Origin of the sequence: Citrobacter arsenatis, assembly GCF_004353845.1 — a bacterium.
GTDB lineage: Bacteria > Pseudomonadota > Gammaproteobacteria > Enterobacterales > Enterobacteriaceae > Citrobacter > Citrobacter arsenatis.
Genome location: NZ_CP037864.1, coordinates 4,476,449 through 4,496,350, shown reverse-complemented (window position 1 = coordinate 4,496,350; position 19,902 = coordinate 4,476,449). Strand labels below are relative to the sequence as shown.

Here is a 19,902-nt window from a genome sequence, read left to right as displayed (position 1 = left end):
CTGTGACATAACCCATAAGTACAAGACCATGGCCCAGGAAATCGAATTAAAATTTATCGTCAATAGTGATGCTGTAGATGCGCTACGTGAACGTCTGAATACGCTGGGGGGAGAGCATCATGCGCCCAGTCAGTTGCTGAATATCTACTACGAAACGCCGGATGCGTGGCTGCGTGGTCACGATATGGGGCTGCGTATTCGTGGTGAGAATGGTCATTACGAAATGACCATGAAAATTGCCGGACGGGTGACGGGCGGCCTGCATCAGAGGCCTGAGTATAACGTTGCGCTAAATACGCCTGAGCTGGATCTTGCCCTGTTCCCAACGGAAGTCTGGCCCGATGGCGAGCTGCCCGCTGACCTCGCTGCCCAGGTGCAGCCGCTGTTCAGCACCGATTTTTACCGTGAGAAATGGGTGGTTGATGTTGACGGCAGCCGAATTGAAATGGCCCTCGACCTTGGGGAAGTGAAAGCCGGTGAGTTTGCTGAACCTATTTGTGAGCTTGAACTGGAGTTGCTCAGCGGCGATACCCGTGCTGTATTGAAGCTGGCAAACCAGCTGGTTTCGCAAACCGGTTTACGCCAGGGTAGCCTGAGCAAAGCGGCGCGCGGTTATCATCTGGCTCAGGGGAATGCGCCGCGTGAACTCAAACCGACGCGCATTTTGAAGGTTCCGGCGAAGGCGAGCATTGAGCAAGGGCTGGAAGCGGCACTGGAGCTGGCATTATCACAGTGGCAGTACCATGAAGAGCTGTGGGTACGCGGCGTCAAGGGGGCGAAAGCCGAGGTGCTGGCGGCAATGGGACTGGTGCGTCACATTCTGATGCTGTTTGGCGGTAATGTACCCCGAAAAGCGAGCGCTCACTTACGTGATTTGCTGACCCAGTCGGAAGCGATTATGGCATCGGACGTTTCTGCCGTTTCGGCGGTTTACAGCACGCAAACGGCAATGGCTAAACTGGCCCTGACCGAATGGCTGGTAACCAAAGGATGGCAGCCATTCCTGGATGCGAAGGCGCAGGGCAAAATTGCCGACTCCTTTAAGCGTTTCTCAGATACCCATCTCTCGCGCCATGCCGCTGAGCTGAAAACCGCTTTTGCTCAGCCGCTGGGCGATCAGTACGCCGATCAGCTTCCGCGCCTGACGCGCAATATTGATAGCATGCTGATGCTGGCGGGGTACTACGACGAAAATGTTGCCTCGGAATGGATCGCCAACTGGCAGGGTTTGCGTCACGCCATTGCGGCCAACCAATTTATTGAAATTGAACATTTTCGCAACGAGGCTATCGCGCTGGAACCGTTCTGGCTGCACAGCGGAAAACGATAATCAGGATTGAGATCGGGATGCCTGATGGCGCTACGCTTATCAGGCCTACGCGACGGGCGTAAGTGTCATGCAGGCCGGATCAGGCGAAACGCCGCCCTCCGACACCATTCAAAGGATAATCCATAAATGAAGCAGCTCTCTTCACCGTTACAGCAGTACTGGCCGACCGTTGTTGAGCGGCTGCCAGCAGTAATATCTGAGTCCTCGCTTAGCGTGCAGGCGAAGTCAGTGCTTACATTCAGTGATTTTGTCCGTGACAGTATTATTGCCCATCCCGAATGGTTGGTAGAACTGGAAAGCGCGCCACCTCAGGCGGACGAATGGCAACACTATGCCCCCTGGTTACAGCAGGCGTTGACCGACGTCAGCGATGAAAACACGCTGATGCGTGAGCTACGCCTGTTTCGCCGTCGCATTATGGTGCGTATCGCCTGGGCGCAGACGCTGTCGTTGATGACGGAAGAGTGTATCTTGCAGCAGTTAAGCCATCTGGCTGAAACGCTGATCGTCGCCGCGCGCGACTGGTTATACGCTGTCTGCTGCCGTGAGTGGGGAACGCCTTGTAATCCTGAAGGTATTGCGCAGCCACTGCTGATTTTAGGCATGGGGAAACTGGGCGGCGGCGAGCTGAATTTTTCCTCTGATATTGACCTGATTTTTGCCTGGCCGGAGCACGGCAGTACGCAGGGCGGGCGTCGAGAGCTGGATAACGCGCAGTTCTTTACCCGTATGGGCCAGCGGCTCATCAAAGTGTTGGATCAGCCCACCATGGACGGGTTTGTCTATCGAGTGGATATGCGCTTACGTCCGTTTGGCGACAGCGGCCCGCTGGTGCTGAGCTTCTCCGCGCTGGAGGATTATTACCAGGAACAAGGCCGCGACTGGGAACGCTATGCGATGGTCAAAGCCCGCATTATGGGCGACTCCGACGGTACTTACGTCAGCGAACTTCGCGCCATGCTGCGGCCTTTTGTCTTCCGTCGCTATATTGATTTCAGCGTGATCCAGTCTCTGCGTAACATGAAAGGGATGATTGCCCGGGAAGTGCGGCGCCGTGGCCTGAAAGACAACATCAAGCTGGGGGCGGGCGGCATTCGTGAAATCGAATTTATCGTACAGGTATTCCAACTGATTCGCGGTGGGCGTGAGCCGTCGCTGCAATCCCGCTCGCTGTTACCAACGCTTAGCGCCATCAATGCGCTGCACCTGCTGCCAGATACCGACGCGGAACAACTGCGAGCAGCCTATCTCTATTTACGCCGCCTGGAAAACCTGCTGCAAAGCATCAATGATGAACAGACCCAGACGCTGCCGGGCGATGAACTGAATCGCGCGCGGCTGGCGTGGGGGATGAACGTCGATGATTGGGCGCAGTTAACCGATGTACTGGCCGGTCATATGGACAACGTGCGTCGGGTATTTAACGAGCTGATTGGCGATGATGAAGCCGAAACCCAGGAAGAGTCGCTGTCAGAACAGTGGCGCGAACTGTGGCAGGACGCCTTACAGGAAGATGACACCACGCCGGTGCTGACGCATCTGGCGGATGACGATCGCCGACGCGTGCTGTCGCTGATTGCTGATTTTCGCAAAGAGCTGGATAAACGCACTATTGGTCCACGCGGACGCCAGGTGCTGGATCATTTAATGCCGCATCTGCTGAGCGATGTATGTTCGCGCGACGATGCCTCAGTACCGCTGTCGCGCATCACGCCGCTACTGGTGGGAATTGTGACCCGCACGACCTATCTGGAGCTGTTGAGCGAATTCCCTGGGGCGCTTAAGCATCTGATTTCGTTATGCGCCGCTTCGCCGATGATCGCCAGCCAGCTGGCGCGGTATCCGCTGTTGCTCGACGAACTGCTGGATCCGAACACCCTGTATCAACCCACCGCGACGGATGCCTACCGTGATGAGCTGCGCCAGTATTTGCTGCGCGTGCCGGAAGATGACGAAGAGCAGCAACTGGAAGCGCTGCGTCAGTTTAAGCAAACGCAGCTGTTGCGTATTGCTGCGGCTGATATCGCCGGAACGCTGCCGGTGATGAAGGTGAGCGACCACTTAACCTGGCTGGCGGAAGCCATTATCGATGCGGTAGTCCAGCAGGCGTGGGCGCAGATGGTCGCTCGCTATGGGCAACCGACCCATCTTAGCGAGCGCGAAGGGCGCGGTTTTGCCGTCGTCGGTTATGGCAAACTGGGCGGCTGGGAGTTGGGTTACAGCTCGGATCTCGATTTGATCTTCCTGCATGACTGTCCGATGGACGTGATGACGGACGGTGAGCGTGAGATTGACGGGCGACAGTTCTATCTGCGTTTGTCGCAGCGCATTATGCATCTCTTCAGTACCCGCACCTCGTCCGGTATTTTGTACGAAGTGGATGCGCGGCTGCGTCCGTCCGGCGCGGCGGGAATGCTGGTGACATCAACCGACGCTTTCGCCGATTACCAGCGCAACGAAGCCTGGACATGGGAGCATCAGGCGCTGGTGCGTGCGCGCGTGGTCTACGGCGACCCGCAGTTGACCTCTCAGTTTGATGCGATTCGCCGCGATATTATGACCCTCGTCCGCGATGGCAAAACCTTGCAAACCGACGTGCGTGAAATGCGTGAGAAAATGCGTGCCCATTTGGGCAATAAGCATCGCGATCGTTTTGATATCAAAGCGGATGAAGGTGGCATCACCGACATTGAGTTTATTACGCAATATCTGGTGTTGCGTTATGCGCATGAAAAACCGAAGCTGACGCGCTGGTCGGATAACGTGCGCATCCTGGAATTGCTGGCGCAAAACGACATTATGGATGAGCAGGAAGCGCTGGCGCTTACCCGTGCTTATACGACGCTGCGCGATGAACTTCACCATCTTGCGTTGCAGGAACTTCCGGGCCATGTGCCGCCGGAGCACTTCGACGCTGAACGTACACTGGTGCGTGACAGCTGGCAGAAGTGGCTGGTTGCCGAGTGAAGTGTGCTATTATCGCGCGCAAATTTTAAGACCCTCAGAGAATCTCTCAGGAGACAGGAATGAAAGTAACGCTGCCAGAGTTTGAACGTGCAGGAGTCATGGTTGTCGGCGATGTGATGCTGGATCGCTACTGGTACGGTCCTACCAGCCGTATTTCACCTGAAGCGCCGGTTCCGGTGGTGAAGGTTGATACCATCGAAGAACGTCCCGGTGGCGCAGCAAACGTGGCGATGAACATTGCCTCTCTGGGAGCGAATTCGCGTCTGGTGGGCCTGACCGGTATTGACGACGCTGCGCGGGCGCTGAGTAAAACGCTGGCGGATGTGAACGTGAAATGTGATTTCGTGTCCGTGCCAACTCATCCGACGATTACCAAACTGCGCGTGCTTTCCCGCAACCAGCAGCTGATTCGCCTGGATTTCGAAGAAGGTTTCGAAGGCGTGGATCCGCAGCCGCTGCACGAGCGTATTAATCAGGCGCTGGGTTCTATTGGCGCGCTGGTGCTCTCTGATTACGCCAAAGGCGCGCTGGCAAGCGTCCAGCAGATGATTGCGCTGGCGCGTAAGGCCGGGGTTCCGGTGCTTATCGATCCGAAAGGAACCGATTTTGAACGCTACCGTGGCGCTACGCTGCTGACGCCGAATCTGTCCGAGTTTGAAGCGGTTGTCGGTAAGTGCAAAAGCGAAGAAGAGCTGGTGGAACGCGGCATGAAATTGATTGCTGATTTCGACCTTTCCTCATTGCTGATCACGCGTTCCGAACAGGGGATGACGCTGCTGCAACCGGGCAAAGCGCCGCTGCATATGCCGACCCAGGCGCAGGAAGTGTATGACGTTACCGGTGCGGGTGACACGGTTATCGGCGTGCTGGCGGCAACGCTGGCGGCGGGTAATTCTCTGGAAGAAGCATGCTATTTTGCTAACGCGGCAGCCGGGGTCGTCGTCGGTAAGCTGGGGACTTCCACCGTTTCTCCAATTGAACTGGAAAACGCCGTGCGTGGTCGGGCAGACACCGGCTTTGGCGTGATGAGCGAAGCTGAGTTGAAGCAGGCCGTTGCCAGCGCCCGCAAACGCGGTGAGAAAGTCGTGATGACCAACGGCGTGTTCGACATCCTGCATGCGGGCCATGTTTCTTATCTGGCGAATGCGCGCAAGCTCGGCGATCGCCTGATCGTAGCGGTAAACAGCGATGCTTCGACCAAACGTCTGAAAGGCGAAACTCGCCCGGTCAACCCGCTGGAACAGCGTATGATCGTGCTGGGCGCGCTGGAGTCCGTCGACTGGGTGGTTTCTTTTGAAGAAGACACGCCGCAGCGTCTGATTGCTGGCATCCTGCCGGATCTGCTGGTCAAAGGCGGCGACTATAAGCCGGAAGATATTGCGGGTAGCAAAGAGGTGTGGGCGAACGGCGGTGAAGTGCTGGTGCTGAACTTCGAAGATGGCTGCTCAACAACCAACATCATTAAGAAGATCCAGAAAGACAGCGATAAATAATCGCCAGGACGTTTGCCGGATGGTGGTGTAAACACCTTATCCGGCCTACAACCTCGTAGGCCGGATAAAACGCGTAAGCGTTGCCATCCGGCATTTCTGTTTCTTACTCTTCAGTCGTTTTCTCAACAGGCTGTGGACTGTTTTTCAGCGGCTCGGCCAGGGCCTGAAGCGAACCGCCGGACAAGCCAATTTCATTTAACAGCGAGTCAATCAGCGGCGCTTGTGTACGATAGGTAAGGGCTGCGGATAATGCCTGCTCTGCGAGATTCCCTCCGTTTACGTTACCTGCGCTCACTTCACCGACTGCGCCGCCGCGATTGAGACCATCAACCTGAATGATTTTGATCCCATCGATAGACTTCATTGGCTCAACGGATTTCTCAATAACCGCTGGCAGAGACTGCAGCAGAGCCAGCTTAAATTTCAGGCTGGTCTGTTCATCGGAAAGCACGTTGATGGCATCGTTCAGCGCGCGTTGTGCTTCTGCTTCCGCCAGACCTTTTTTCCGCGTAGCTTCGGCCAGTTCAACAATCGCTGCCGCCTGCAATTCTGCCGCTTCTTTCTCCGCTTTCGCGCGCACGGTCAGCTCAACGGCCTGGGTTTCCGCATCCTGCGCGGCGGCAATCAACGCCACCTGTTTGGCACGATCAGCTTCTGCGGTTTGGCGAGTGGTTTCTACGTTCTGCTGGGCGCGAACGGCATCGGCCAGGGCATCGTTAGCGCGTGCTTCAGCCTGAGACTGCTGTTCGGACTTGGCGGCAATGGCGATGGACTTGGTCTGGTTGGCGATCTCTGTTGCCTGCTGCTGTTCGATCTCTTTGATGCGAACTTCACGCTCGGCCTCGACTTTTCTTGAACGCACCGCCTGCTCGCGCTCGATTTCTGTTTCCTGAATCTGGCGTTCGGCAAGGATACGCGTCTGTTCAGCTTCACGGTGGCGCTCGGCTTCAAAGGCGGCAATTTTGGCGTTTTGCTCGGCCGTGCGGGTTTTCACCTGCTGCTCCTGCTCGAGCGTCATGAAGGCTTCCTGTTGCTCGATCTCCAGCTTGCGCGATAGCGCATCACGGTTTTTCTCACGAACGGCAACTTCTACGTCCTGCTCAACTTCGTTACGTTCGCGACGACGACGTTCCGTTTCCTGGGTCAGTTTGGTCAGACCCTCGGCATCAAAGGCGTTGTTGGGGTTGAAATGGACTTTTTCGGTCTGGTTAAAGTTGGTGAGTGAAACACTTTCCAGCTCCAGGCCGTTTTTGGACAGATCTTCCGCGACGGTGTTTTGTACGCCCTGAACGAAGTTTTCGCGCGTATCCTGTAGTTCGTGCATAGTCATCTGCGACGCAGTGGCACGCAGGGCATCGACAAACTTATCTTCAATGAGCACACGTAAATCTTCTGGTGACAGCGTCCGCTGTCCCAGCGTCTGTGCGGCGGTAGCAATCCCTTCAACAGACGGTTTTACACGCACGAAAAAGGCGACGACGACATCTACACGCATACGATCTTTGGTGATGAGACTGTCGACAGTTGAACGGCTCACCTCAAGTTTGAGGGTGTTCATGTTGATAGGAATAATTTCGTGGAAGATAGGCATGACAATTGCGCCGCCGCTCATCACCACTTTTTGCCCGCCAAGGCCGGTACGTACAAACGCCTGTTCAGCAGACGCACGACGATACAGGCGGGCAAAAATAATCCCGATAATTACTAAGACGACCACCGCGATAATGGCGGTAAACATCCATGAAGGTAACATGCCAAAAACATCATCCATTTATGAGATCCCTCTGTGTAAAATTATAAAACAGTCGGCCAGGGGTTTAGCTCGGCCAGGTAACGCGTTGCGGAGAGTCGGCAGATAATCAGTACCTTGTCTCCTTTTTTGAATTCTTTTCCTGCTTCAGGCTCCAGCAGCACATAGTGGGTCTGTCCGAACTTGTCGGTAAATTTGCCTTCGCAGGGCGTTCCGGCACTTGCAGAATGCCCGGTAATAATTGCCATGCTGCCGATAAACTCATCTTCAGCGAGGGCGGTGGTTTCATCCCGCGGCAGCCACGGGGCGATGATTTTTCCGCTGTAATGTACGGCGAAGACCGCAAGAATGAAGCTCACTGGCGCGAGCAGCAGGTTGCTGAGCGGTGTCTGCCAGAGCGTGACCCAACCATGCTGAAGAAGAATTCCGAAGAGTCCAAAGAAACCTGCGAGTAAGCACAGCACGATCAGCGCCGGGATCCGCCCAATATTGAGATAGTGCAGCGCCTGACCGATATTGCCGGAAGTCAGGGCATCGTAGTGTTCAAGGTGAGCATCAAGCGCGCCTGAAAGGAAATGGCCGCAAATAAGCGAGATGATTTCCAGTAGGCCAATCAGCAGTACAAACGAAATAGCAAACAGGTAGGGGTCGTTATAATCCGCAAATAGAACCAAGTATTTTCCTCCTGTTACTGCGTTCCCTGTCAGTGTCAAAAGTAATGGTTTTACCTCTTACTTTTACATGACGTTACAATAACATGCGTTATCCTGGTCTTAAATCCGAAAAGGGGCTCATCCCCCTCTTAGATTTCGTAGGAAACTGTGAAGCAGGCGGGTGTTTTGCGCACAATATGTACAGAATAACTTCTTATCCAGGGAAATACTGAAATTAGAAAAAGCATATGGCCTTAGCAGATATTCAATAACTGGAGGGTATGCTCATGAACAGCACTATGTATTCAATGAACAATTTCGATTTCCTGGCCCGCAGTTTTGCCAGGATGCAGGCTGAGGGCCATCCCGTTGATATCCAGGCGATAACTGGGAACATGGATGAAGAACACCGTAGCTGGTTTTGCAAACGCTATGCGCTGTACTGCCAGCAGGCGACGGAGGCCAGGAAGCTAGAACTGGAACACTAACAGAAAAACGGGCCTTGCGGCCCGTTTTCGTTTTTACTCTTGCGTGTCTACTGGCGGGATCGCGGGGGCAGGCTTAACTTCTGCCGTTTTTTCACGCGATTCCAGCTCAGTCAGTCGTTGCTCAAGCAGCGCCAGCTTTTCACGGGTACGCAGCAAAACCTGAGTCTGTACATCAAACTCTTCACGGCTTACCAGATCCAGACGGGTCAGTTGTGACTGCAGCGTTTGACGAATTTTCTTTTCGACGTCTTCGCCAAACTCGCGGATCCCTTTCGGCATCGACTCGTGAACCTGACGAGCAATCTGCTCAATTTTTTTCGGGTCAATCATTGTGGTTTCCCTGAACTGGTACGTGTTGTTGCCTATTGTAGTGCGAACTGGCACAGGCATAAACCAGAATTGTGTGAAGCTAAGACGAGCAAAGGCGTTGATGAAGGTAATCAATAGCGTTATAGTTAACCCGCTTATTCTCAGGGCGGGGCGAAATTCCCCACCGGCGGTAAATCAACGAATGTTGAAAGCCCGCGAGCGCTTTTTGTTACGGCAAAAAGGTCAGCAGATCCGGTGTAATTCCGGGGCCGACGGTTAGAGTCCGGATGGGAGAGAGTAACGATCCAGTCGGGCATGGACCCGCTCACGTTATTTTTTTGCCGCTTAGACGGTACTCCTAAGACTGCCCTGATTCTGGTAACCATAATTTTAGTGAGGTTTTTTTACCATGAATCAGACGCTACTTTCCTCTTTTGGTACGCCTTTCGAACGTGTTGAACATGCGCTGTCTGCGCTGCGTGAAGGACGCGGTGTGATGGTGCTTGACGACGAAGATCGTGAAAACGAAGGCGATATGGTTTTCCCGGCAGAGACCATGACCGTTGAACAGATGGCGCTGACCATCCGTCACGGCAGCGGTATTGTTTGCCTGTGCATCACTGAAGACCGACGCAAACAGCTCGATCTGCCAATGATGGTGGAAAACAACACCAGCGCTTACGGTACCGGTTTTACCGTGACCATTGAAGCCGCAGAAGGCGTGACCACCGGCGTTTCCGCTGCGGACCGTGTTACTACGGTACGCGCTGCAGTTAAGGATGGCGCTAAACCTTCCGATCTTAACCGTCCGGGGCACGTTTTCCCGCTGCGTGCTCAGGCAGGCGGCGTGTTGACTCGCGGTGGTCATACCGAAGCAACCATCGACCTGATGACGCTGGCAGGGTTCAAACCAGCCGGTGTGCTGTGCGAACTGACCAATGACGATGGCACCATGGCGCGTGCGCCGGAGTGCATCGAATTTGCCGGCAAGCATAATATGGCGGTGGTTACTATCGAAGACCTGGTCGCTTACCGTCAGGCGCATGAGCGTAAAGCCAGCTAATCGCAAGACGAACGGCTGAAACAGCAAAAAGCCGATGCAACGTCATCGGCTTTTTTGCGCTTAGTTGTAGTTAATTTTAAATAATACCACCGTTTCGAAGGGGCCGATCTGCACGGTGTCACCAGTAACCTGACTTAACTCTGCCTGATAATTTTTCTCTCTGGTCAATAACTCTGTATCATATTCAGCATACTCAGAGTATGCGTTATAGGTTGAGAGCGTATTATCTTCGGTATTGCGTATTTTTAATTGCAAACCATTGCCGATTCTCAGGGATGTATCATTCTCTGCCAATTCCTCTGTGGTATAGAATGATGATGAAACCTTAAACTTATCGGTACATCCACTGTCAGAATCCAGATTCTTGCTTGTTTTAATCGAGAACGTTTTTGTCAGCGTTTTGGCGTTAATCTCCATGTTATTGAAGGTACCAAAATCAATAGTCTGATTCTCCGGGAAAATATTGAATTTCACGCTACAGTCCAGCACGCGAATTTGATCTAAGCCGGTGACATGATATTTCAGATTCGAGGCGTCCGGGCTGACGTTAATTCCGCCAACACCATCAAATTGCACCAGAATATAATCACCGATACTACTGGTGTAGTCGTGGGGGGGCATCGAAATCACTTTTACGTATAGGCGCATGCGGGCAACAAAGGTTCACGAAAAATGTGTATCGTCCGCATTACCTGAGCAAAGGTAGTGCTCCCAACCGCTGGCTCTGATTTGCGCTGGGGTATAGATCTTCAGTTTCTGATTATCAATACACTGGTGAGTATCAATACTGACCGCACCCTGCGTGGCGTCATAATCAACGCCTTCATAAGTGACGCCTAGCTGGTAGTAGGTATCATTGACTGAAGAATAAGGATTAACCCAGGCATAGGCGTTTTCACCGCTATACCCACTATTGGACACAGCGTTATCGCAGTAAACGGGTATTTTTATGTCATTGCTTTCCCAGATTTTATCACCAGGTTTAGCGTTATTAGGTACCGCAAACGGCTCTATAGCGGCATAGCCTTCAACGGGCCCACCCGAGGCCCCCAGATAACAGTGCACCGCCAGTGCTGAACGAAAAGGGAGCGCGATGAATATTAATAGCAGAAATGACCGTAGCGTCCGGATCATTTTCTAGCCTCCGGTACGATAAGGTCGCACTGACCATGGCATTTCACGTTCAGCATGCGCAGTCCGCCATAATCATCCATATACCCTAGCGCGAATGTATTTCCGTTATAACTTCCCGCATTTAATGTAGTAGAAGTAAAAGGGGCGATCATCTTACTGCTAAATCCCGATAGCTGACTTTTGCTATCTTTGCCAAAAAAGGCCAGCGTAATGTAGTAGGCAGTAGGGTTATTGACCAACAGAGTGTTTGCCTGCTGGCTAACGTTGAGTTGAAGTTCAACATCAACGCCGGGCTTTTTCTTTAAAGCCGCCGGACGCCAGAATAATTTTAACTGGGATTGCAGCGCCATCTGCACGATGGCGTTGTTGCCTTTATTTTCCGGTGCTGGCGGAATTTCCCGGACGTTAAAATAAAACAGTGATTCCCGATCCTGAGGAAGCGTCCGTGCTTTATCTTGCTTGACAATTCTCACCTGCGAAATTGCCCCAGGATTTAACCGCTGTATTGGGGGCAAGGCGACTAAAAAAGAGTCATCCTTATTACCTTTTTCGTCTTCAATCCACGAGTAAGCCAGATAAGGTAACTGCTTGCTCTGGTTTTCAATTTTCAGACTGCTGGCCTTATCGTTGCCGTTGAAGATTATCCGCGTTCTGTCAGGCTGAATTGCCGCCTGACTGGTGAGCGATAAGGCGAGTAATGCAATTGGTAATCCTTTGAATAGTGCCATTTTTCATCCTTAATAATGACAAGGTAAAATCAGGTGCTGGGTGGAGATATCCAGCGCGTCCGGCAAAGTGATGGTGCAAGTCTGTTTGTCACCCCACATCACCGTAAACTGCTGTCCACTGTCGACACCGCCAAGCCAGGCATGACCATCTTCGCTGACCATTCCTACTTCTGCGTTGCTTTCCATTTGACGTACGATCGCGCCGAGTGGTGGGAAGTCGCCATTTTCCATTCTGATGGCGACGGTAATATTTTTGCCTGAGCGTGATATCAGCGATTTAAAGCCAATGGCGCCTTCGGTCCAGGTCTGACGGGTAATCGTTTCATCAACGGTAACGCCGTCGGCCCCGACCATAACTCGGGGTTCATTGCCAAAGCTGAGGCGATGTAACGCGATGCCGTTGCCCGTCGCGGTCATTGAGCCGTTCCAGCTGGCGCTGGCTGAGGTGTAGTCACTGGAGGCGTAGCTTCCGGAGAACTGCAGTTCTCCTGAGGGGGTAGTATGTTGGTAATTACCTCTGAACTGTGCGCCGTTGTTTGGTCTGTCAGTCGCGGTTCCTGCTGATACGCCCCAGGTGTTGAGTGGATCGGAGGAGTCATTCCACGAAAGTGTGTTGGTGGTGTTACTGCTATTACGCATGTCGTAATTCAACCGTCGACCAAAGTCAAAGGGGACGGAGAGCGAAACGTAAACCTGCTTGTCGTTATCATTTTCTTCGTAGTGCGTTGTACTGAAGGATGTCGAGAGTGATAAGCCTTTCCAGTCACCGAGATCGAAATTGAACCCGGCGGTCACCGACGCGGTCGTGGAACTGTCGCCATCCCACCATTGCTGGCGCAGTGCGCTGACGTACAGGTTCATCCGCAGCGGATCAATCGGCTGGTTGAAAGAGATGCTTACGGTCTGCTTTTCGTCCTGAGTGCTCGCATTATTGAATTGATGGGCGATAAAGTTGGCATAGCTATGAAATTCACGTTCGGAGAAACGATATGCGGCGAGTGAAACCTGACTGTTGGTTGCATCAAAGCGTTTACTGTAGTTCAGTCGATAGCTGAGACCGCTTTCTTCATGGCCGTCATCGAACGTACTGCTGGAGTGCGTAACGTCAAAGGAAACAGCTCCCAGCCACAGCATGTTCTGACCAATTCCTAACGCCGCAGAGCGGTAATCGCTGCCTGCCGCAAGGATCCCGCCATACAGCGAGGTATTGGATAACATGCCCCATGAAGCTTCGCCGCTGACGAAGGTATCATCAATCACATGATGCGAGATGTCCGGGCGGGCACGTCCCGCCGCGATTTTATAACGGACCTGTCCTTCACGGGTCAGAAAGGGCGTGGAGGCGGCTGAAACCTGAAACGTGTTCGTTCGACCATCTTCTTCGGTGATTTTTACGTCCAGCGTTCCCTGTACCGATTGATTGAGATCGGCAATGACAAAGGGACCTGGGGCTACTTTTGTTTGATAAATCACGCGACCTGAGTGGCTAATGGTGACGGTGGCATTGGTTTGCGCGATACCGCTGATTTGCGGAGCATAGCCACGTAACTCCCACGGCAGCATACGGTCGTCGCTCGCCATAGCTGCGCCATTATAGGAAAAACCATCGAAGATATTGGAGCTTAAATCGGTCTCCCCCAGAGTGAGTTTGGCGCCCAGCGAAGGGAGAGGACGAAAAAGATATGTGCGCGAAATACTCCGCGTTGTTTCGGTGCTTTCGTCACTGCGGTTTTGGCTGATCTGATAATCGCTACGCAAGCGCCATGCGCCCATGTTGAGGCCCGCAGTGCCATAGGAATTAAGGTTTTCTGTACTTCCACCTGCGTTGGGGCGATAGGTGCTGGCAAATAGGTTGTAGTCAAACAGCAGACCGTTCACGCCGTGATCCCAGGTTGAGGGCGGCATCCAGCTTTCTGATTTCCATGCCAATAGAGACTGGGGAATGCTGATATCCAGACGCTGATTCGCCATATCTAAGGTAAAGGTGATATCGGTGTATTCAGTGAAATCGACGCACTCGTGCTGTGCTGACAGCGAACTTAAAATCTTCTCTTTCAATCCCAGTTGCCCGGCGAGGTCTGCTGGAATACAGACGGCAACGCTTTCCCCCTGTTTTTCCCAGCTTAGCTGACGGCCTGAAGAGATTTGATTTTTATTTACGGCGACGGTAACAAAATAGCTTCCGGGGGCTATGGCAGAATCTTCTTTCAGCAAAGAGAGATCCACACTGTTACGCATGGATTTATCCAGTACGTTCAGGTTGAATTCAACAGCCTGAGCGGAAAATGACAACAGCAGCCCACATCCACAGGCCACAATCTTGCAGGTATTCATGGCAATCCTTACCTATACCCAGTCGATGCAAGTGTTAGATGGTGGCCATCCGGCCACCATTACGTGCTTACTTATAGGTGAGTCTGTAGGTTGCCGTTGCGGCGACTGCGCCCACGGTGACATCCGTTGCGCCAATTTTTTGCATGTAGGCCATAAAGGGAAGAATTTGGGTCGCAGAACCTGCACTTAAATCAATGGTCTTTGCGGTACCCAGAGTAATATTGGTACTCGTTTTATCCAGCAAACGTACGCCAACGTTCTGCGCGCCGCTGGCGAAGGTATTGCTTAACAGGTTGGGATCTTCCGTTGTAACGCTGTCACTATTAAAGGTGACATCGACTTTGCTTACGGCTACGCCGCTGCCATTGTCTGAGTTTGGCAGGTCACAGTTGATTAAATGCAGGCTGGAATCTACTGCATCAGAATGCCCATTAACATTAATGTAAGAGGCCGGCACTTCACCCAGTTGGACCTGCTTATCAATATCTTCAGGTTGAATAGCGCATGGGGCGTTGATAATAGTACCGGTGAAGGTGATTTTGCCGCTGCCGCCGTCAACATCGGCCAAGGCATAGCTGGAGGTTAATGCGGTGATGGCCAGAGCTAACAGCGCCTTATTTGCTGATTTCATATACATTCCTTTAGTGGTGAAAATATCCTTGATATACAAGTTAAGGTTTTAGACCTTTTAAAAAATTATATCATCAGATTTTCCCAAGATTCTCGTGTTCGCACTGAATTCAGAATTTGACGCGCTATCAATCAAATAAATATAAATTTATTTGTTGTATTTGTTTTGGTATTAGAAATCAGAATGTATATGATTTATTATGTTTTCTTGTACTTAAGGTCAGAAAGGCATTTTTTTAAAACTGTGAGCTGGATTCGGTATTCTTCTTAAATTAAGAATACATCAATATTAAAAATTTATTATTGATGTTGGTATTATGTGTGTGTGGAATGTATTGAATTCGAAGGAATACTAACAGTTGAAATGTATAGCTATTGTGAGAAAAGTAGAAGTCTGATTACAGACCTCTGCCTTGGTTTACTCTGCAGTTTATTTGGCTTTGGTAAGTTTCCATGCTCTGTGTGGCCATAATCAATAGCACTAAACACAAGCCAAAGGCCAGCAGGCATGTTCATAAAATGCCACGGCGGGATCAGATACCAGGCAACTGAATGCGGGTACAAAAAGAAACCACTTTTGCTTACCGCTGAGCATCACGGTTGTGTCGAGAATTTTTGTTAGCTCCCATACGTCAATAACACAACCAGATTTATCGGCTGCAATAATCTGGTTGCAGGCGAGTTGTTCGCGTATATTATCTTTAAGCATAGTCTTATCATTTTCTTTATCATCAATGTTAACCGGATTAGCGAAATATTGATAAAGACCACTGCAGGTATTCATGATATACGGAAAGGATTTTTTTACCGATGTTATAAGTATAGCCAATTTTTCAATCTTATAATGTAGATAAAATAAAATGACATAGGTGAAGCTAATTTCATCGCAGAGGTATTAAATTTGATGGAGTGTATTATTTTTATGCTCTCATCTTTTTATGTATTTTTAATAGTATGTGTACCCTTTCTTGAGGATATATTTTTATAACACCGTCGGCTATTGGCGTAGCCGCTGCTTTATATGATCGAAATCATATATTTGTTTCTGGGATATGCCACTATAGGAGTATGTCAGAATAAGGTTGTGTGAAATTTTAACGTTAAATGTTTAATGATGTTAAATTTTAAGGGTAAAAGAATGTTTATTGCCTGGTATTGGATTGTATTAATTGCACTCGTTGCAGTGGGTTATTATTGCCATATGAAGCGTTATTGTCGGGCCTTCCGGCAAGACAGAGATGCTTTACTCGAGGCGCGAAACAAACTCTTCCGTCGTGCTGGCGAAGATAACAGCGCGATTAAGGAACAGGAATAGCCTTTCACGTTCTGCTATGGATGAGCGGATGCTGTAAATTCGCAGGGTGGCATCCGCCCTCAGGATTATCCTATACCCATGGACTGGAGGATGACGAGACTTAACCCCATCACCGACATTCCACAAAGAACCCCATAGCTGGGATTATTATTCGGGTCGATCTCTTTTGCCAACGGCATCAGCTCATCGACGGATAGCGCCACCATAATACCCGCGACTGCCGCCATTATTGCCGCCATCACTACAGGCGAGATGAGACTCCCCAGAATTAACCACGCCAGTACGCCACCCAGAATTTCCGCCATGCCCGAGATCCCGGCCCAGAATATCGCCGTACGTTTGGATCCCGTTGCGGCATAGACTGGGCCCGCAACGGCTAATCCTTCAGGAATATTGTGTAATGCGACGGCAAGGGCAATACCAAAGCCCAGCTCGAGGTTGCTGCTGGCGGTAACAAACGTCGCAATCCCTTCCGGAAAGTTGTGCAGGCTAATGCCGAGCGTTAATAAAATCGCGGTACGTTTAATGGAGCCGGGAAGCGGTTGCGTTGTTTTTTGCACCAGATCCTGAGGGTGCGCGTGCGGCAATAGACGATCCAGACCAAAATAGCCCAGCAGGCCAACGATAAACATTCCGTAGCCCAGTATTGGCGACATGCCTTCAGCAGCCAGCGCGGCTGGGAGCATCTCCATCAGGGAGATCAGTAACATAATTCCGGCGGCGAAGCCTAAAGAAAAGGCAAGAACGCGGTTGGAGGGCTTTTGCCCTAACACGCCGAGAAATGCGCCGATGAACGTTGCGGCACCTGCCAGTAAAGTCAGAAGTAAAGGTACTGACATCGACAAATAAAACTCCTTATCAATCTGCTGTCCGGGTTGGATCGTCAAAATAACTGATGATCTTCATCATGGTTATCTGAGTTCTTCATCAACCGAATAAGCGTATTGTAGTGGTATCAAAATGACTCCCTCAGTAAGGATATCATCATGTCTTCAACTCGTATGCCAGCATTGTTTTTGGGCCACGGTAGCCCGATGAATGTTCTGGAAGATAACGTTTATACCCGCGCCTGGCAGCAACTGGGGGAAACGTTGCCGCGCCCGAAAGCCATCGTGGTGGTTTCGGCGCATTGGTTCACTCGTGGTACCGGTGTGACGGCTATGGAAACACCGAAAACGATCCACGATTTTGGCGGTTTTCCGCAGGCATTATATGACACCCATTACCCGGCTCCCGGTTCACCTGAACTGGCACAGCATCTGGTTGATTTGCTGGCTCCGGTGCCGGTTACTTTAGACAAAGAGGCGTGGGGCTTTGACCACGGTTCGTGGGGCGTGCTGATCAAGATGTACCCGAATGCGGATATTCCGATGGTGCAGTTGAGCATTGACAGCACTAAACCTGCGGCCTGGCATTTTGAGATGGGGCGCAAGCTGGCAGCGCTGCGTGATGAGGGCATTATGCTGGTGGCCAGTGGTAACGTGGTGCATAACCTGCGTACCGCGCGCTGGCATGGTGAGAACACGCCATACCCGTGGGCAACCTCATTCAACGAATATGTTAAGGCAAACCTGACATGGCAGGGACCGGTTGAACAGCACCCACTGGTGAACTATCTCGATCATGAAGGTGGATCGTTGTCGAACCCGACGCCGGATCACTATCTGCCGCTGCTGTATGTTTTGGGCGCATGGGACGGTAAGGAACCGGTGACGATCCCGGTTGACGGTATTGAGATGGGCAGTTTGAGTATGCTGTCGGTGCAGGTAGGGTAATTAATGCCCGATGGCGCTGCGCTTATCGGGCCTACGGTTCATGCCGTAGGCCGGGCAAAGCGGAGTCGCCATCCGGCACAACGATTATTCGACAAAAATATGCGGATAGAAACGTGAGAGATCTTGTGTGATCAACGCGCGATCTTCGCGAATACCGATACCCGCTGGTTGATCGTTGATCAGCCAGCTGCCGATCAGCATATAGCTGTCGCCAAACTTCGGTAGCTGATGGAACTGCTGTACGATCATACCCTCTTCACCGTACGGCCCTTCCACGGATTCGATGGTTTTACCGTTTTCGATAATGGAAACGTTAGCACCTTCACGCGAGAAGATCGGTTTAACGACGAATTTTTCCATCTGCGGATAGTCATCTTCAGCGAAATACGCAGGCAGCAGGTTAGGATGATCCGGGAACATCTCCCACAACAACGGTAACAACGCTTTGTTGGAGATAATGCTCTTCCAGGCCGGTTCCAGCCAGCGAACACCGGCGTCTTCCAGCTTGGTGGAGAACATTTCACGCAGCATGAATTCCCACGGATACAGCTTGAACAGGTTAGCAATGACCTGATCCTGCATATCCGTGAACTGACCTTTTTCACCAAGGCCGATGTCTTCGACATAGAGGAATTCAGTGGCGATTTCAGCTTCAGCAGCGCAATCCTGCAGATACTGGATCGTACCGCGATCTTCCACCGTATCGCGACAGCAGGTCAGATGTAGCAGCTGGAAACCATACTGCTCACGCAGCTCTGTGAAACGCTCGATCAGTTTTTCCTGCAGACTGTTGAACTGATCGCTGCCTTCCGGCAGATTGCCTGCATTGAGCTGATCTTCCAGCCAAATCCATTGGAAGAATGCAGCTTCGTACAGCGAGGTTGGCGTATCGGCGTTGTTTTCTAAAAGCTTAGGCTCACCCGTACCATCCCACGCCAGATCGAGACGCGAATAGAGTGACGGTTGCTGTGTCTGCCAGGACTGGCGGACAAAGCCCCAGGTATGCTTCGGAATGCGAAACTTCGTCATCAGTTCATCGCTGGCAATGACTCGCTCCACCACTTTGAGGCACATTTGATGCAGCTCTGCGGTGACTTCTTCCAGCTTTTCTACCTGAGCAAGCGTGAGCTTATAGTACGCGTCTTCACACCAGTACGGCTCGCCGTACATCGTGTGAAAGTTGAAACCGTATTCGGTGGCTTTATCGCGCCAGTCCGGGCGCTCAACAATACTGACTCTTTCCATGACGATCAGCCGCCCATTGAACGCGTGGTGGTACCGCTTGCGCTACGCTGCATGGTGCTCTGTTTAGCCACAGACTCGCCAAATCCACCGCGGGTTACGGTCGAGGTGGTGGCAGGTTTTGGCGCCATGGCGGTTTTCGGTACGGTCATGGTACGACCCGGCGTGGCGGCACCGTAGTTTTTGCCGCCTGCATCAGTGTATTTGCCGTATGCCGGGCTGGCCGGATTTTTCGAGCTGAACAGCGGTTGCTGAGCGCCCATACCGCCACCCATCATGCGGCCCATCATGTAGCCTGCCATCAGCGGCATCCAGAAGCTGCCGCTGCTTTGATTCTGCGCCTGAGCCTGACCTTCACCGGTCGGTGCCATACCTGCCTGTGCAGGTGCCTGCTGGCACTGGCCTTCGCCAAATTCAGCGATACAGTCTTCGCGAGTGGCGTATTTTGGCGCGGTGCGTTCAGCTTCTTTCAGCGCATTGTTAAACGCGGTGGTACATTCGGCGCTTTTACCCGGATTAGCTGCAGAGCAGTCGTCCGCGTTCTGATAAAGCGAAACCGTTTCGTCACTCTTTTCACAGCCCGCGAGCATAAACACAGCGGTAACTGCCAGAGCGACAGGAGTCAGGTGGCGCGCGCTCCAGCTTTTGCGGAACGAGGCGTGATGTATAGATTTTGTCCGTTTCATTTATG

Annotated in this window: 16 protein-coding genes, 2 pseudogenes and 1 riboswitch; of the genes and pseudogenes, 7 read left to right on the top strand and 11 right to left on the bottom strand. The window is 51.8% G+C overall.

The features are described from left to right. The first annotated feature begins 28 nt into the window (after positions 1–28). The 3 genes from E1B03_RS22560 to hldE all read left to right on the top strand — a co-directional run bounded on the left by E1B03_RS22560 (position 29) and on the right by hldE (position 5,790). The gene (locus E1B03_RS22560) at positions 29–1,330 is read left to right on the top strand and encodes a CYTH domain-containing protein (protein WP_133086962.1); all 1,302 of its coding nucleotides are present in this window, start codon (positions 29–31) and stop codon (positions 1,328–1,330) included. 126 nt (positions 1,331–1,456) lie between these two features. Further along, positions 1,457–4,297 carry a bifunctional [glutamate--ammonia ligase]-adenylyl-L-tyrosine phosphorylase/[glutamate--ammonia-ligase] adenylyltransferase gene (glnE, locus tag E1B03_RS22555; RefSeq protein ID WP_133086961.1) on the top strand — a complete coding sequence of 947 codons (2,841 nt, stop codon included), beginning with the start codon at positions 1,457–1,459 and terminating at the stop codon, positions 4,295–4,297. A gap of 59 nt (positions 4,298–4,356) precedes the next feature. Beyond that, the gene (gene hldE / locus E1B03_RS22550; protein WP_006688027.1) at positions 4,357–5,790 is read left to right on the top strand and encodes a bifunctional D-glycero-beta-D-manno-heptose-7-phosphate kinase/D-glycero-beta-D-manno-heptose 1-phosphate adenylyltransferase HldE; all 1,434 of its coding nucleotides are present in this window, start codon (positions 4,357–4,359) and stop codon (positions 5,788–5,790) included. Positions 5,791–5,893: 103 nt separating this feature from the next. Here hldE and E1B03_RS22545 read toward each other — a convergent pair whose 3' ends face one another. Both E1B03_RS22545 and E1B03_RS22540 read right to left on the bottom strand, forming a co-directional pair. Then, positions 5,894–7,561: a flotillin family protein gene (locus E1B03_RS22545; RefSeq protein WP_103769754.1), complete on the bottom strand. Its 1,668-nt coding sequence runs from the start codon at positions 7,559–7,561 to the stop codon at positions 5,894–5,896. A gap of 23 nt (positions 7,562–7,584) precedes the next feature. Further along, positions 7,585–8,214, bottom strand: coding sequence for an OB-fold-containig protein (locus E1B03_RS22540; protein WP_103769753.1), 630 nt, complete (start codon positions 8,212–8,214; stop codon positions 7,585–7,587). Positions 8,215–8,474: 260 nt separating this feature from the next. Between E1B03_RS22540 and glgS the strand changes: the two genes are divergently transcribed. After that, entirely contained in the window at positions 8,475–8,681 is a 207-nt protein-coding gene (glgS, locus tag E1B03_RS22535; RefSeq protein ID WP_103769752.1) for a cell surface composition regulator GlgS, read from the top strand. 33 nt (positions 8,682–8,714) lie between these two features. Here the strand turns inward: glgS and ubiK are convergent, their stop codons facing one another. Then, complete coding sequence (gene ubiK, locus E1B03_RS22530) at positions 8,715–9,011, bottom strand: ubiquinone biosynthesis accessory factor UbiK (RefSeq protein ID WP_133086960.1); 297 nt, start codon at positions 9,009–9,011, stop codon at positions 8,715–8,717. A gap of 132 nt (positions 9,012–9,143) precedes the next feature. Beyond that, a riboswitch (FMN riboswitch) is annotated at positions 9,144–9,293 on the top strand. A gap of 106 nt (positions 9,294–9,399) precedes the next feature. Between ubiK and ribB the strand changes: the two genes are divergently transcribed. After that, positions 9,400–10,053 carry a 3,4-dihydroxy-2-butanone-4-phosphate synthase gene (ribB, locus tag E1B03_RS22525; protein ID WP_103769751.1) on the top strand — a complete coding sequence of 218 codons (654 nt, stop codon included), beginning with the start codon at positions 9,400–9,402 and terminating at the stop codon, positions 10,051–10,053. A gap of 60 nt (positions 10,054–10,113) precedes the next feature. Here the strand turns inward: ribB and E1B03_RS22520 are convergent. The 5 genes and pseudogenes from E1B03_RS22520 to E1B03_RS26540 form a co-directional block, all read right to left on the bottom strand. After that, positions 10,114–11,187 (bottom strand): annotated as a pseudogene (locus E1B03_RS22520) (type 1 fimbrial protein). Beyond that, positions 11,184–11,915: a fimbrial biogenesis chaperone gene (locus E1B03_RS22515; RefSeq protein ID WP_103769749.1), complete on the bottom strand. Its 732-nt coding sequence runs from the start codon at positions 11,913–11,915 to the stop codon at positions 11,184–11,186. The pseudogene E1B03_RS22520 and the gene E1B03_RS22515 overlap by 4 nt, the downstream one beginning before the upstream one ends. 9 nt (positions 11,916–11,924) lie before the next feature. Continuing rightward, positions 11,925–14,249: a fimbria/pilus outer membrane usher protein gene (locus E1B03_RS22510; protein WP_133086959.1), complete on the bottom strand. Its 2,325-nt coding sequence runs from the start codon at positions 14,247–14,249 to the stop codon at positions 11,925–11,927. A 67-nt stretch (positions 14,250–14,316) separates the two neighbouring features. Beyond that, positions 14,317–14,880, bottom strand: coding sequence for a fimbrial protein (locus E1B03_RS22505; RefSeq protein WP_103769748.1), 564 nt, complete (start codon positions 14,878–14,880; stop codon positions 14,317–14,319). A 397-nt stretch (positions 14,881–15,277) separates the two neighbouring features. Beyond that, positions 15,278–15,477, bottom strand: a pseudogene (locus E1B03_RS26540) (hypothetical protein); the annotation flags it as partial. Positions 15,478–16,017: 540 nt separating this feature from the next. Here E1B03_RS26540 and E1B03_RS26270 point away from each other — a divergent pair. After that, positions 16,018–16,194 (top strand): hypothetical protein, encoded by a 177-nt coding sequence (locus E1B03_RS26270; protein ID WP_103769747.1) that lies wholly within the window; start codon positions 16,018–16,020, stop codon positions 16,192–16,194. A 65-nt stretch (positions 16,195–16,259) separates the two neighbouring features. On the opposite strand, the gene zupT is transcribed toward E1B03_RS26270, so the two are convergent. Further along, the gene (gene zupT / locus E1B03_RS22495) at positions 16,260–17,033 is read right to left on the bottom strand and encodes a zinc transporter ZupT (protein ID WP_133086958.1); all 774 of its coding nucleotides are present in this window, start codon (positions 17,031–17,033) and stop codon (positions 16,260–16,262) included. Positions 17,034–17,180: 147 nt separating this feature from the next. Between zupT and ygiD the strand changes: the two genes are divergently transcribed. Further along, positions 17,181–17,969: a 4,5-DOPA-extradiol-dioxygenase gene (ygiD, locus tag E1B03_RS22490; protein WP_103769746.1), complete on the top strand. Its 789-nt coding sequence runs from the start codon at positions 17,181–17,183 to the stop codon at positions 17,967–17,969. An 84-nt stretch (positions 17,970–18,053) separates the two neighbouring features. Here ygiD and E1B03_RS22485 read toward each other — a convergent pair whose 3' ends face one another. Next, positions 18,054–19,214 carry a glutathionylspermidine synthase family protein gene (locus tag E1B03_RS22485; protein WP_103769745.1) on the bottom strand — a complete coding sequence of 387 codons (1,161 nt, stop codon included), beginning with the start codon at positions 19,212–19,214 and terminating at the stop codon, positions 18,054–18,056. Positions 19,215–19,219: 5 nt separating this feature from the next. Beyond that, positions 19,220–19,897 carry a DUF1190 family protein gene (locus tag E1B03_RS22480; protein WP_016154521.1) on the bottom strand — a complete coding sequence of 226 codons (678 nt, stop codon included), beginning with the start codon at positions 19,895–19,897 and terminating at the stop codon, positions 19,220–19,222. Positions 19,898–19,902 lie beyond the last annotated feature (5 nt).